Origin of the sequence: Streptomyces sp. AC1-42W, assembly GCF_003248355.1 — a bacterium.
GTDB lineage: Bacteria > Actinomycetota > Actinomycetes > Streptomycetales > Streptomycetaceae > Streptomyces.
The window spans coordinates 2,738,276-2,750,453 of the sequence record NZ_QKWY01000002.1 but is presented as its reverse complement, the minus strand read 5'-3'; the positions used below and the strand labels follow the sequence as shown (position 1 = coordinate 2,750,453).

The 12,178-nt window shown below is 72.4% G+C and carries 12 protein-coding genes; 5 read left to right on the top strand and 7 right to left on the bottom strand.

Going from position 1 to position 12,178, the window contains the following annotated elements; genetic code table 11:
• Positions 1 to 9: 9 nt before the first annotated feature.
• Complete coding sequence (locus DNK56_RS35115) at positions 10 to 165, top strand: hypothetical protein (RefSeq protein ID WP_158558461.1); 156 nt, start codon at positions 10 to 12, stop codon at positions 163 to 165.
• Here DNK56_RS35115 and DNK56_RS30275 read toward each other — a convergent pair.
• The 3 genes from DNK56_RS30275 to gcl form a co-directional block, all read right to left on the bottom strand.
• Entirely contained in the window at positions 162 to 860 is a 699-nt protein-coding gene (locus DNK56_RS30275; RefSeq protein ID WP_111338962.1) for an IMP cyclohydrolase, read from the bottom strand. The genes DNK56_RS35115 and DNK56_RS30275 overlap by 4 nt on opposite strands.
• A 159-nt stretch (positions 861 to 1,019) precedes the next feature.
• Entirely contained in the window at positions 1,020 to 1,331 is a 312-nt protein-coding gene (locus DNK56_RS30270) for a hypothetical protein (protein ID WP_111338961.1), read from the bottom strand.
• Positions 1,332 to 1,689: 358 nt separating this feature from the next.
• Positions 1,690 to 3,474 (bottom strand): glyoxylate carboligase, encoded by a 1,785-nt coding sequence (gcl, locus tag DNK56_RS30265; protein ID WP_111338960.1) that lies wholly within the window; start codon positions 3,472 to 3,474, stop codon positions 1,690 to 1,692.
• Positions 3,475 to 3,745: 271 nt separating this feature from the next.
• On the opposite strand from gcl, the gene DNK56_RS30260 reads away from it, so the two are divergent.
• Both DNK56_RS30260 and DNK56_RS30255 read left to right on the top strand, forming a co-directional pair.
• Positions 3,746 to 4,444 (top strand): hypothetical protein, encoded by a 699-nt coding sequence (locus tag DNK56_RS30260; RefSeq protein ID WP_111338959.1) that lies wholly within the window; start codon positions 3,746 to 3,748, stop codon positions 4,442 to 4,444.
• Between the two features lie 154 nt (positions 4,445 to 4,598).
• Positions 4,599 to 4,835 (top strand): hypothetical protein, encoded by a 237-nt coding sequence (locus DNK56_RS30255; protein WP_111338958.1) that lies wholly within the window; start codon positions 4,599 to 4,601, stop codon positions 4,833 to 4,835.
• Positions 4,836 to 4,851: 16 nt separating this feature from the next.
• Here DNK56_RS30255 and DNK56_RS30250 read toward each other — a convergent pair whose 3' ends face one another.
• Both DNK56_RS30250 and DNK56_RS30245 read right to left on the bottom strand, forming a co-directional pair.
• Positions 4,852 to 6,459, bottom strand: a complete 1,608-nt coding sequence (locus tag DNK56_RS30250) for an AMP-binding protein (protein ID WP_111338957.1) — start codon at positions 6,457 to 6,459, stop codon at positions 4,852 to 4,854.
• Positions 6,456 to 8,132, bottom strand: a complete 1,677-nt coding sequence (locus tag DNK56_RS30245; protein WP_111338956.1) for an AMP-binding protein — start codon at positions 8,130 to 8,132, stop codon at positions 6,456 to 6,458. The genes DNK56_RS30250 and DNK56_RS30245 overlap by 4 nt, the downstream gene beginning before the upstream one ends.
• A gap of 163 nt (positions 8,133 to 8,295) precedes the next feature.
• Between DNK56_RS30245 and DNK56_RS30240 the strand changes: the two genes are divergently transcribed.
• Positions 8,296 to 9,114, top strand: coding sequence for a response regulator transcription factor (locus DNK56_RS30240; protein WP_111339675.1), 819 nt, complete (start codon positions 8,296 to 8,298; stop codon positions 9,112 to 9,114).
• A gap of 21 nt (positions 9,115 to 9,135) precedes the next feature.
• On the opposite strand, the gene DNK56_RS30235 is transcribed toward DNK56_RS30240, so the two are convergent.
• The gene (locus DNK56_RS30235) at positions 9,136 to 10,284 is read right to left on the bottom strand and encodes a winged helix DNA-binding domain-containing protein (protein ID WP_111338955.1); all 1,149 of its coding nucleotides are present in this window, start codon (positions 10,282 to 10,284) and stop codon (positions 9,136 to 9,138) included.
• Positions 10,285 to 10,427: 143 nt separating this feature from the next.
• Between DNK56_RS30235 and DNK56_RS30230 the strand changes: the two genes are divergently transcribed.
• Positions 10,428 to 11,309: a DMT family transporter gene (locus tag DNK56_RS30230; RefSeq protein WP_111338954.1), complete on the top strand. Its 882-nt coding sequence runs from the start codon at positions 10,428 to 10,430 to the stop codon at positions 11,307 to 11,309.
• A gap of 95 nt (positions 11,310 to 11,404) precedes the next feature.
• Here DNK56_RS30230 and DNK56_RS30225 read toward each other — a convergent pair whose 3' ends face one another.
• Positions 11,405 to 11,989: a TerD family protein gene (locus DNK56_RS30225; protein ID WP_111338953.1), complete on the bottom strand. Its 585-nt coding sequence runs from the start codon at positions 11,987 to 11,989 to the stop codon at positions 11,405 to 11,407.
• Positions 11,990 to 12,178 lie beyond the last annotated feature (189 nt).

The window sequence follows — 12,178 nt, the reverse complement described above, 5'->3', positions numbered from 1 at the left end:
ATCTCGGCGATGTGGACCTCCAGGGGCCTCGGCGTCCGGGCCGCCGTCGACGAGTACGGCGGTGCCGCCGCGCGAGGCGAGCCCGTCACCGGTGCCAGGGCGATCGCGAGCGCGCCGTGGGCCGGGTCGTCGTGCGTCCCGGCCCACGGCGCCGCTTCCGGCTAGTCGGCCGTCACGTCCGCGGCGTGCCGGACCTGCCCCGCCACCCCGTCCTGCGGGGCGAAGGCCGTGGCGGCGACGCGGTACTCGTGGTCCAGCGTCTGCCACACCTCTTCCAGGAGCTGTTCGGCGTCCCCGGCCTCGACCAGGACGTCCCGGTGGTGGCGGGCGGTCGCGACCTGGACGCCGTCCGACTCGTACGTGGAGAGCAGGACGCCGTGACCGACCGGCAGCGGGCCCACCGCGGTGACGGTGGTGTCGGTGCTCTCCCGGCCGTTCTCGGGCCGGCGCGCGGCACCCAGCCACGCCTTGCCGTCGGCCCGCTCGACCACGACGGTGATCCGGGGCGTGAAGATCGGCGGGTCCGGCTCGTAGTCCAGGCCGTGCAGCGCCTCGGCCGGCGACTGCCCGCCGGTCAGCCGGGCCGCCACCTCGGCGACCTGCTCGCCGTTTCCGTAGACGGTCCAGGGGCCCGCCACGCACGCGGCGACGTAGTGGCGCAGCGCGTCGTTGTCCTGCGCGCCCACGGGTACGACCGCGAGCTCCCCGGCCGCGGAGCCGTCCAGGCGGCGGGCCCGGGACGCCTCGCTGCGCCCGGTCAGCGCGTACGCGGCGGTGAGAACGCCGTCGTGCGTACGGGCCAGCACGACCAGCCGGCCGGGGTACCGGTTGGCGCGGAGTGCTTCGCCGAGATGTTTCATGTGCCAGTCCTCTTGCTCGTCGCAGTTTCGGGTGCCCGGTCCGGCCGGTGCGGGAGAGTCAGGTCTTCGAGCCGGAACAGGGCGGTGAGCGGGCAGTCGATGCGTTCGAGCGCTTCGGGCGCGCCCTGTTGCCGGTGCGGTTCGGGGCCGGGAAGTCGCTCAGCCGCCGGGCCCCGCCGGGTGGACGTGGTCGATGTACCGCAGGCGCGCCAAGCCCGCGACGGGGAACACCACCGGCGGTGCCGGCCACCAGCGGCTCAAGGAGCGGCGCGCCACGGGGATCGGAGTGAGCAGAGCCGTGAGAACACCGAGCGCGATCAGCAGCCCGGCCGCGAACCCGGTCCCTGTCAGGGTGCTGTCGTCCCAGGCTCCTTGCGGCTGAACCATGAGAGCGCCGTAGGCGATGTAGGCGTTGAGCAGATGCACAAGTATGAGAAGTACGCCCCACGGCCCTCTGATCGCACCGGTCACTTCAGAGCGCTCCTCGCCTCGTCCAGGTTCTTGTCGAAGCCGCGGCCGTATGCCTGGGCGCGCTCGTCCTGCCCGTAGGGTGCGCCGTTGTGCCGCTTTCGTTCCTGAGCATGGCCAGGCAGTGGTTGAGCCGCATCCGCGTCGCACATTCTTCGGCTGCCCGGGCCTTCGGCTGACCCCACTCGCCCCCGCCATATGCGCTTCATCCCCAGACAGTTCGCGCGGCTGACTCCTGCCGAATCCATTATCCATCAGCCTTCGTCCTGGTGGTTCGGCGGGCGAGGGCGGGCAACGCGGAGAGCGCCCGCGAGGATTCGCAGGCGCTCTCCAGGGGCCGGGGGCCGGGGGACCTGAACGGTCACGCCTTGGCGTACGGCCTGATCGCCGTGGGGGCGTGCGCCGGGTCCGTCGCGAGGTCTTCGAACTCGTTGACCGAGGCGATGTCCGTGCCGCTCATCGCGATGTTCGTGACGCGTTCCAGGATGGCTTCGACCACCACCGGGACCCGGTGTTCCGCCGCCAGCTTCTTGGCCTCCTCGAAGGCCGGGAGGAGGGCGTCCGGCTCGGTGACGCGGATGGCCTTGCAGCCCAGGCCCTCGACGACCTTGACATGGTCGACGCCGTAGCCGCCCAGCTCCGGGGAGTTGAGGTTCTCGAACTCCAGGTTCACCTGGAAGTCGATGTCGAAGTTGCGCTGGGCCTGACGGATCAGGCCGAGGTACGAGTTGTTGACCAGGACGTGCACGTACGGGATGCGGTGCTGGGCGCCCACCGCCAGCTCCTCCAGCATGAACTGGAAGTCGTAGTCGCCGGAGAGCGCGACCACCGAGCCCTCCGGGTCGGCGGTGGCGACGCCGAGTGCGGCCGGGATCGTCCAGCCGAGGGGGCCGGCCTGGCCGCAGTTGATCCAGTGGCGCGGGCGGTACACGTGGAGCATCTGGGCGCCCGCGATCTGGGAGAGACCGATCGTGGTGACGTAGCGGGTGTCGGGACCGAAGGCCCGGTTCATCTCCTCGTACACGCGCTGCGGCTTGAGCGGGACGTTGTCGAAGTGCGTACGCCGCTGGAGGGTGGCCCGGCGTTCCTGGGTGGCGGCGGCCCAGGCCGAGCGGTCCTTCGTGCCGCCCGACGCCTTGCGCTCGCGGGCGACCTCCACGAACAGTTCCAGCGCCGCCTTCGCGTCGGAGACGATGCCGAGGTCGGGTGCGAAGATCTTGCCGATCTGCGTGGGCTCGATGTCCACGTGGACGAAGGTGCGGCCCTCGGTGTAGACGTCGAGCTTGCCGGTGTGGCGGTTGGCCCAGCGGTTGCCGATACCGAGGACGAAGTCCGACTCCAGGAAGTTGGCGTTGCCGTAGCGGTGCGAGGTCTGGAGGCCGACCATGCCGGCGTTCAGCTCGTGGTCGTCGGGGATGGCGCCCCAGCCCATGAGGGTCGGGACGACCGGGACGCCGGTCAACTCGGCGAACTCGACCAGGAGTTCGGCGGCGTCGGCGTTGATGACGCCGCCGCCGGCGACGAGCAGCGGGCGCTCCGATGCGTCGAGCATGTCCAGGGCGCGTTCGATCTGGCGGCGGCTCGCGGCGGGCTTGTGCACCGGCAGCGGCTCGTACAGCTCGGGGTCGAACTCGATCTCGGTGAGCTGCACGTCGATCGGGAGGTCGACGAGGACCGGGCCGGGGCGGCCGGTGCGCATCAGGTGGAACGCCTGCTGGAGGACGCCGGGGACCTGGGCGGCCTCCAGGACGGTGGTGGCCGCCTTGGTGACCGGGGCGGCGATCGAGGCGATGTCGACGGCCTGGAAGTCCTCCTTGTGCAGGACGGCGGTCGGCGCCTGCCCGGTGATGCACAGGATCGGGATCGAGTCGGCGATCGCCGAGTACAGGCCGGTGATCATGTCGGTGCCGGCCGGGCCGGAGGTGCCGACGCAGACGCCGATGTTGCCGGGGCGGGCCCGGGTGTAGCCCTCCGCCATGTGCGAGGCGCCCTCGACGTGGCGGGCGAGCGTGTGGTGGACCCCGCCGGCGGCCTTGAGGGCCGCGTAGAAGGGGTTGATGGCGGCGCCCGGCACACCGAACGCGTTGCTGACGCCTTCGCGCTTGAGGATCTCGACTGCCGCGCGGGCAGCGGTCATACGAGGCATTGAGTGCTCCTGCTCGTCCCTGGGTGGAGTCGGGCTCTGTCGCGCCACCTGAGAGCACCAATTCCGCATTACGGAAGTTATCTTCTGTTATGTGGAAGTGAATGTACGACGCGTCCGGGTGGCCGTCAAGGACGGGGCGGGCACCAACTGGAGCGAATCCCTGCCGGGCCACGGCCTCTTGGGAGAGCATGGGGACACGGAGCGGAGTCGGCCCGATACGCGAGGCGTGCCCGCTCCCGCGCGGCCCGGAGGGCGTCGGAAAGGAGCCGAGGTGGAGTCAGTGCCGCTGCGATGCCCCGCCTGCCGCCGCGAGCACGCGTACGTCACGCCCGTCTACGCCTGCCCCTGCGGCGAACCCACGGCCCCGCCACTGCTGCGCGGCGCGCCCGTCGTCCCGATCACCCACCGCACCTGGAACGACGACTGGGTGACCGTGCGCTGCCGGGGCTGCGGCCGGCACGACCAGTGGCCGCAGCCCGAGTTGTGCTGCCCGTGCGGGGCGGTACTGCGGGTGCCGGTGCGGCCGGTGGCGTCCGCCGGGGCGGTCCGGCCCGCGCACATACCGCTGCCGCGCACGGCGGCGGCACCCCGCCCCGCGTTCCGCCCGCTGACCATCCGTACCACCCGCGACGCGGTCGCGGCGGCGGCCCGGTATCTGTCGTGGCTGGGCTTCCGCGAGGTCACGCACCCGGTGCACCGGCCGGCCTCGCGGATCGACCTGCGGGCGGCCGGGCTGGTCGCCCAGGTGGACGCCGGTACCCGGCCGACCGGCCCGCGGGACGTCGAGTGCCTGTGGCTGAACGCGCTCAACGGCTCGGTGCTCGGGGTGCTCTTCTCGCTCGCGGGTTACGCGCCGGAGGCCCGGCGGCGCGCCGACGCGTTATACGTCCCGCTGTTCGTCCTGGACCTCACCGGCACCCCGCAGCCGGTGAACGGCGCCGCGGACGAACTCGTCAGCACCGGCGCGTGAACACGCGCGCGCCCCCCTTTTCGGACACGGAGGCGCCGCACTATGTCGTACCTCACAGAAACCGCCCGGCCACACTGCGTGTGATCCGTCACGTTCTGGCCAACGGGCCCCGATCAGGGGTTCGTTGTCAGTGGCGGGGCCTAAAGTGGAACGCATGGTCTTAACTCGACGGACTTCACCACCTACGAATGCGCCCGCGTACGCCCCCGCGCGCCCCCGCCGGGCGGCGCGACGCACCGCCCTGGAGGCGAACGAGGCGATACGCGCGCTGGTGGACGCCCGCGCGGGCCAGGAGTGGTCGCCCGTGGAGGCCGCCGCGTACGAGGTGCTGCTCATCGAGTGGGCCGCCGCGACGCGGGGCGCCGCGGCGGACGTGATCGCCGCGGCCTGAGCCGCCGGCGCCCGGCCTACGGCCGGTGGTTCTCGCGCAGCTCGACCTTGCGGACCTTGCCGCTCACCGTCATCGGGAAGGTCTCCAGGATCTGGAGCAGGCGCGGGATCTTGTAGTGGGCCAGCTGCCCCTCGCAGAAGGCCCGCACCTCTTCCAGGCCCGGCGGGTCGCTCGGGTCCGCGGGGATGACGCAGGCCAGCACCTCCTCGCCGTACCGCTCGTCCGGCACCCCCACCACCTGTACGTCGGCGATCTTGGGGTGGCGGTAGAGGAACTCCTCGATCTCGCGCGGGTAGATGTTCTCGCCGCCCCGGATGATCACGTCCTTGATGCGGCCGACGATCTGTACGTAGCCGTCCTCGCGCATCACCGCGAGGTCCCCGGTGTGCATCCAGCGCCCCGCGTCTATCGCCTCGGCGGTCCGCTCGGGCTGGTCCCAGTAGCCGAGCATCACGCTGTAGCCGCGGGTGCACAGCTCGCCGGACGCGCCGCGCTCCAGGGTCACCCCGGTCACCGGGTCGATCACCTTGACCTCGATGTGCGGCATCACCCGGCCGACGGTGCCGGTGCGGCGCTCCAGGTCGTCGTCGCGGCGGGTCTGGGTGGACACCGGCGAGGTCTCCGTCATGCCGTAGCAGATGGACACCTCCGCCATGTGCATCTCGGCGACCACCCGCTTCATCACCTCGACCGGGCACGGCGACCCGGCCATGATGCCGGTGCGCAGCGAGGACAGGTCGTACGAGGCGAAGTCCGGCAGGTTCAGCTCGGCGATGAACATCGTGGGCACCCCGTACAGCGAGGTGCAGCGCTCCTGCCGCACGGCGCTCAGTACGGCGGCGGGTTCGAAGGAGGGGCCGGGGATCACGATGCAGGCGCCGTGCGAGGTGGCGCCGAGGTTGCCCATGACCATGCCGAAGCAGTGGTAGAAGGGCACCGGCAGGCAGATCCGGTCCTGCTCGGTGTAGGCGACCAGCTCCCCCACGAAGTAGCCGTTGTTGAGGATGTTGTGGTGGGAGAGGGTGGCGCCCTTGGGGAAGCCGGTGGTGCCGGAGGTGTACTGGATGTTGATCGGGTCGTCGCAGGAGAGTTCCGCCTCGCGGGCCGCGAGTTCCTCCGGCGTGACCCGGCCGGCGGTGGCGACGAGTTCGTCCCAGGAGACGTCCCCGATGTAGTGGACGGCGCGCAGCTCCGGGCAGTCGGCGCGGACCTCGTCGACCAGGGCCCGGTAGTCGCTGGTGCGGTGGGCGAGCGAGGCGACCAGGAGCGAGATCCCGGCCTGCTTGAGTACGTACGCCAGTTCGTGCGCCCGGTACGCGGGGTTGATGTTGACCATGACGGCGCCGATGCGGGCGGTGGCGTACTGGACGAGCACCCACTCGGGGCAGTTGACGGCCCAGATGCCGACCCGGTCGCCCTTGGCGACGCCGGACGCCAGCAGGGCGCGGGCCAGTTCGCCGACGGCCGCGCCGAACTCGGCGTACGTCCAGCGCCGCCCGGACGGTACGTCGACCAGCGCCTCGCGGTCGGGCCAGGCGGCGACGGCCCGGTCGAGGTTGCGTCCGATGGTGTCGCCGAGCAGGGCGGTGGTGCCGGTGCCGTGGGCGTAGGACAGCGCGGTCATGCCAGGTCCCCCTCGGCGTACTCGGTGCCGCCGCCCTGGGCGGTGCGCTCGCGCAGTTCGATGCGGCGGATCTTGCCGGAGACGGTCTTGGGCAGTTCGGCGAACTCCAGCCGCCGCACCCGCTTGTACGGGGCGAGCACGGAGCGGGAGTGGGCGAAGAGCACCTTCGCGGTGTCCGGTCCCGGCTCCCAGCCCTCGGCGAGCACCACGTACGCCTTCGGCACGGAGAGGCGCACCGGGTCGGGGGACGGGACGACCGCCGCCTCGACGACGGCCTCGTGCTCCAGCAGGGCGCTCTCCAGCTCGAACGGGGAGATCTTGTAGTCGGAGGACTTGAAGACGTCGTCGGCGCGTCCGACGTAGGTGATGTAGCCGTCCTCGTCGCGGGCGCCGATGTCGCCGGTGCGGTAGTAGCCGCCGGCCATCGCCTCGGCGGTGCGTTCGGGGTCGCCGTGGTAGCCGGTCATCAGGCCCACCGGCCGCGCGGACAGGTCGAGCGAGATCTCGCCCTCGGCGGCGCCGGGCTCCCCGCTCACCGGGTCGAGCAGCACCACCCGGTAGCCGGGGCTGGGCCGTCCCATGGAGCCGGGCTTGAGGACCTGGCCGGGGGTGTTGGCGACCTGGACGGCGGTCTCGGTCTGGCCGAAGCCGTCGCGGATGGTGACGCCCCAGGCGCGCCGGACCGCCTCGATGACCTCGGGGTTGAGGGGTTCGCCGGCCGCGACGACCTCGCGCGGCGGGGTCTTGAGCTGGGTGAGGTCGGCCTGGATGAGCATGCGCCACACGGTGGGCGGGGCGCAGAAGCTGGTGATGCCGGAGCGGTCCATCTCGGCCATGAGGCGGCCGGCGTCGAAGCGGGTGTAGTTGAAGATGAAGACCGTCGCCTCGGCGTTCCACGGGGCGAAGAGGTTGGACCAGGCGTGCTTGGCCCAGCCGGGCGAGGAGATGTTGAGGTGGACGTCGCCGGGCTTGAGCCCGATCCAGTACATCGTCGCCAGATGGCCCACCGGGTAGGAGACATGGGTGTGCTCGACCAGCTTGGGGCTGGCGGTGGTACCGGAGGTGAAGTAGAGCATCAGCGGCTCGTCCGCGTCGGTCTCGCGGTCCGGCGTGAAGGCGCGGGGGGCGTCGGCGGCCGCCGCGTAGTCGAGCCAGCCCGCGGTCGGGGCGCCGACGCAGACGCGGGTGTAGCCGCCGGGCACCTCGTCGAACTTGCCGGTGTCGGTGTCCCGCACCAGGACGTGCCGGACCCGGCCGCGCTCGACGCGGTCGCGCAGGTCGGCGGGGCCCAGCAGCGGGGTCGCCGGGATGACGACGGCGCGCAGTTTCATGGCGGCGAGCGCGGTCTCCCACAGCTCGACCTGGTTGCCGAGCATGACGAGGATGCGGTCGCCCGCGCGCACCCCCCGGCCGTGCAGCCAGTTCGCGGCCCGGTCGGAGCGGGCGGACATCTCGGCGAACGACACCTCGGTGCGCCGGCCGTCCTCCTCCACGATGTGCAGGGCGGTGCGGTCGTTGTCGCGGGCGATGACGTCGAACCAGTCGAGCGCCCAGTTGAAGTGGGGGCTGCGGGGCCACTGGAAGCCCGCGCAGGCGGCGTCGTAGTCGTCGCGGTGCCGGAGCAGGAAGTCCCGGGCCGCCCGGAACGTCTCCGTCGCACTCGTTTCCGGCATGTGCCCTCCTCTTTACCGACCCGGCCGGTCCATTGGCTTCTCACATGATGTAAACAGTGACCCAGGTCTCACCACCCCCGGACGGGGGTGTCGCGGGGCGGCCATTCCATCGGGGGGCGGGCAGGGAGGCGTCAGGGTGCCGGAATCCTTCGAGGCGGTCGAGATGCAGGCGGCGCTGCTGCGGCTGCGCCGGACGAGCGGGCTGCCGGTGGCGTTCGGCGGGCTGCTCTCCGGCAGCCGCCACGCCAGGATCGCCGAGGTGAACGGGGCGCGTACCGGGGCGCTGCGCGGGCTGATGATCTCCTCCGGCAGCGGTCTGGGCGGCAAGTCCATGGCCCTGTCCCGGCCGTGCGCGGTCACCGACTACCGCTCCTCGCGCCACATCAGCCACGAGTACGACACGGCCGTCGCGGCGGAGGGGCTGCGCTCGGTGGTGGCGGTGCCCGTGGTGGTGCGGCGGGAGGTGCGCGGGGTGCTGTACGGGGCGCTGCGCGAGCCGCTGACGCTCGGCGACCGGACGTTCGACGCGGCGGTGGCCGCCGCCCGCGACGTGGAGCAGACGCTCGCGGTACGGGACGAGGTGCGGCAGCTGCTGGCGGCGAGCCGTCGGGAGCCGGCCGCCGGGGACACGGTGGCGCCGGGTGCCTGGGAGGACGTCCGGGAGGCGCACCGGGAGCTGCGGGCGCTGATGCCGAAGGTGCTGGACCCGGCGCTGCGCGACGAGCTGCTCGCGGTGTGCGGGCGGCTGGCCTCGGCGACGGGCACTCCGGCGCCGGGGGCGCGCGAGGTCCGGCTGGCGCCGCGCGAGATCGATGTGCTGGCGTGTGTCGCGGCGGGCGCGACCAACGCGGTGGCGGCGGAGCGGCTGGGGCTGCGCCCGGAGACGGTGAAGGGCTATCTGCGTTCCGCGATGCGCCGGCTGGGGGCGCACACCCGGCTGGAGGCGGTGGTCGCGGCCCGGCGCGCGGGGCTGCTGCCGTAGACGGCGCGCGCCCCCGTCCGCTCAGCGGCCGAGGTCGATGAACCGGGCGAACCGGACGTCGTGCGCGGCGGCGCCGGTCATCGTCGTGACCAGGCCGGCCGCCTCCCGGGTGAGGGCGTCGCGCTCGGCTGCGGTGAGCGGGCGCAGCTCCTGGACGGTGAGGGCGGCGAGGGCGTCGCGCGGGGTGTCCAGGCGCCAGACGGCAGCGAAGAACCCGTCCACCAGCACGCTGCCGTAGTTCTGGTTGCCCACCCCGTTGAGCCCCTTGAGCGGGGCCGGGATGATCCGGGTGCGGTCGGCGTGGCCGAGCAGGACGTTGTCGAACTCGGGCAGGAAGCGGGGCGGGGCGGGGGTGTCCTCGGCGGGGCGCGGGGCGTCGGGCAGGTCGAAGAGTTCGACGCCGTGCTCGTCGCGGAAGGTGGTGAGCCGGGGCCGCAGGCGCTCGAAGACCTCCTTGAGCCGGGTCAGCCCGGCCCAGCTCTGCATGTCCCTGACCGAGGCGGGGCCGAACGCGCCGAGGTAGCGCAGCGCGGTGGCGTCGATGTCGGGCGCGGCCTGCGCGGCGCGGCCGAGCCAGTGGTCGGCGGTGGTGAGGGCGACGCCGCCGCTGCGGCCCCAGAGGCCGCGCGGGGTGACCTGGACCAGGGGCAGCACGCAGCGGGCGGCGATGGTCAGGGCCTGCGGGTCGGCGTCGGGCCACTCGGCGAGCAGCAGGGCCCGGATCTCCTTCGGGGTACGGGGCGCCTCCTCCACGTACGCGCGGGTCAGCTCGCGCAGGCGGTCCACGTCCACGCCGGGCAGCTTCTTCCGGAACAGGGTCAGCTCGCGTTCGACGGCCGGCTGGACCAGGGGGCGCAGGGTGAGGGCGTCGTCGGCGGTGTGGGTGTGGACCGTGGAGCGCAGGGAGGCGATGCGGACGACCTCGCGGGACTCCATCGGCGCGGAGAGTTCGGCGGGCCGGAAGTCCTGGAGCCGGGCCAGCAGCTGGTAGTACGGCGGCTTGGTGTTCTGCGCCTGGAGGCCGACGAGGTGGGTGACGGCGTCCCGTGCGCTCATCGCGGCACGGTTCAGCAGCAGCTGGCGTTCCAGGGTCGCCCGGCCGAGCGCCCTCGGCGTGAGCACGGGGACGGGCGCGGCACCGGCGGTGGTGGTCTTGCTGTTCACGGCCATGACGGCACGCTACGCCGCCATCAGGTCGGGTTCGGTCCTATTGAAGGAGTCCGCGCCGTTCGGGAACAGGAGGCCGGGACCGTCGCCATGCCGTCGCCGCAGGGAAGCCGGGATCGTGGTGCGCCCGCCCGCATCATGGTGCGGTGATCGCCGTCCTGTTCGCCGTGCTGACCGCCGTCAGCAACGGTTCCGCGTCCGTGCTCCAGCGCCGCGCCGCCCTCGACGTGCCGCAGACCGGGGCGCTGCGGGTGTCGCTGATCGGCCATCTGCTGCGCCGGAAGGTGTGGCTGGCGGGGATCGGGCTGGTGATCGTCGCCGCCGTGTGCCAGGCCGTGGCGCTGGCGACCGGCCCGATCTCGCTGGTGCAGCCGATTTTCGTCATCGAGCTGCCGGCGACGCTGCTGCTGGCCGCCTTCCTGATGCGGCGCCGGCTGCCGCGTTCGGTGTGGGTGGGGGTGGCCGCCGTGACGGTGGGGCTGGCGCTGGGGATGGCGACGGCCGCGCCGGGCGGCGGCAGCGAGTCGGTGCGGGGGGCCGCGTGGGTGCCGGCGCTGATCCTGACGGGCGTGTTCGAGGCGGTGCTGATCGCGGGCGCGCTGGCCGCGCGGGGCGATGTGCGGGCCGCGCTGCTGGCCACGGCCGCCGCCTGCGGCTACGCCCTGACCGCCGCGCTGATGAAGGACGCCATGGCCCGGCTGGACGACGGGGGCGGCGCGGCGGCGCTGTTCGGCGCCTGGCAGCTGTACGCGATGGCGGCGGCGGGCGTCGGGGCGCTGTTCCTGCTCCAGAACGCGCTCCAGGCGGGCACGCTGGTCGCGGTGCAGCCGTGTCTGACGCTGGGCGACGCGCTGATCAGCGTCCTGTACGGGGTGACCCTGTTCGGCGAGGACGTACGCACCGGCTGGTGGGTGCTGCCCGAGCTGCTGGCGCTCGCGCTGATCGCGGCGGGGTGCGTGGAGCTGGCGCGTTCGCCGCTGGCCACCGGGGGCACGACGGGCCCGGCCCGCCCGCGCCGGGTCGAGTGACCGGGCGCGGGCGGGCCGGGGGGCGTACGCCGTACCGCCGTGCGTTGCTTGCGGATCGGCGCTACGTGCCGATCGGCGTCACTCGCTGATCGGCGTCACTTGCTGATCGCGAAACGCATCAGGGCGTGCTCGTCGCCCTGCTTGATCTTGCCGGTCTCGTTGATCACCTGAAGCTTCCAGCCCGCGCCGACGCGCATGGCCTTGGCCACGGCGCAGCCGTTGTCGTTGGTGAGCAGGCTCGGCCAGATGTCGGCGACCTGCTGGCTGCTGCCGCCCGTGGCGTCGTAGACCTTGATGCTGACGTTGCGCGCGTTCTGGAAGGAGCTGCCCTTCTTGTACGCGGCGGCGACGAAGACGATCGACGTCACGTTGCCCGGCACCTTGGCGAAGTCGACGGTCACCGTCTCGTCGTCGCCCTCCCCCTTCCCGGTCTGGTTGTCACCGCTGTGCAGCAGCGAGCCGTTGCCCAGGGGGTCCAGGGAGTCCAGTCCGGCGAGGCGCACCGGGTCCGCGCCCTGCATCGCGATGGCGATCAGGTCGAGGTCGGTGCCCTTCTTCTGCTTCAGCTTCCCCATCAGCCCGCCACTGCTGCCGACGGTGGGGTCCCAGGAGACGCCGATGGAAAGGTGAGTCACCCCGTCCAGGTCCGCCGGGCCGTCTTCCTTCTTCAACGTGATCATGCGTGATCCTCTTCGTGGCGAGATTCCTACAGGGTGAGTCTGCCTGGTGACCTCCCCCGACCCCTCACCAGGGGCAAAATTTCGACCAAGTGTTGGACGCGTGGGGACGGATTGTCCTGCCTTGGCAGGATGTACACATACGTGTACGCGTGGTAAGGGGTGCTTCACATACGGAATCCCGGCGGCGCC